The sequence below is a fragment of the Hymenobacter sp. IS2118 genome (assembly GCF_000715495.1).
Lineage (GTDB): Bacteria > Bacteroidota > Bacteroidia > Cytophagales > Hymenobacteraceae > Hymenobacter.
In genome coordinates this window covers 1-961 of sequence record NZ_JNLX01000039.1, presented here as the reverse complement: position 1 = coordinate 961, position 961 = coordinate 1, and the positions used below count along the sequence as shown (strand labels likewise).

Sequence of the window (961 nt, the reverse complement as noted above, 5' to 3'; positions counted from 1 at the left end):
GGGCTCGCGCTGGTTTCCAGCAGATCGTTAATCAGCGCACGACGGGTGGTTTCATCCAGACGCACGGTCACGGTCACCAGCAGATCAATATCGCTATGCGGTTTCAGGCCGCCATCCACCGCGCTGCCATACAGATGCACGGCCAGCAGGGTCGGTTCCAGATGACGTTCAATCACGCCCACCACTTCAGACAGCTGGGTGCTCACTTCCGCAATCACCGCTTCACGCATAATGTTCAGTTTGGTTTTCGGACGGCTGCCCTGCTGGGTCACATCGTTGCTGCTCCACAGCATCAGGCAACGGCCCACCGCATAACGCGCCTGCTGTTTGCTCGCACGCGGCATGCTCTGCACGCCAAAAAAGCAATCATAGCACGCCATAAACACCGCCACCGCACCATTACCGCCGCTACGTTCGGTCAGGGTACGGCTCCAATTACGGCTACGCATACTCTTCCTTTTTCAATATTATTGAAGCATTTATCAGGGTTATTGTCTCATGAGCGGATACATATTTGAATGTATTTAGAAAAATAAACAAATAGGGGTTCCGCGCACATTTCCCCGAAAAGTGCCACCTAAATTGTAAGCGTTAATATTTTGTTAAAATTCGCGTTAAATTTTTGTTAAATCAGCTCATTTTTTAACCAATAGGCCGAAATCGGCAAAATCCCTTATAAATCAAAAGAATAGACCGAGATAGGGTTGAGTGGCCGCTACAGGGCGCTCCCATTCGCCATTCAGGCTGCGCAACTGTTGGGAAGGGCGTTTCGGTGCGGGCCTCTTCGCTATTACGCCAGCTGGCGAAAGGGGGATGTGCTGCAAGGCGATTAAGTTGGGTAACGCCAGGGTTTTCCCAGTCACGACGTTGTAAAACGACGGCCAGTGAGCGCGACGTAATACGACTCACTATAGGGCGAATTGAGTGAAGGCCGTCAAGGCCTAGGCGCGCCGGATCCCCC

Annotated in this window: 1 protein-coding gene; it reads right to left on the bottom strand. The window is 52.1% G+C overall.

Annotated features, from left to right (window positions below):
• A partial coding sequence (locus GM79_RS25930) for a nucleotidyltransferase domain-containing protein (RefSeq protein ID WP_227541806.1) occupies window positions 1-449 on the bottom strand: 449 nt, incomplete at its 3' end.
• Between the last annotated feature and the right edge of the window lie 512 nt (window positions 450-961).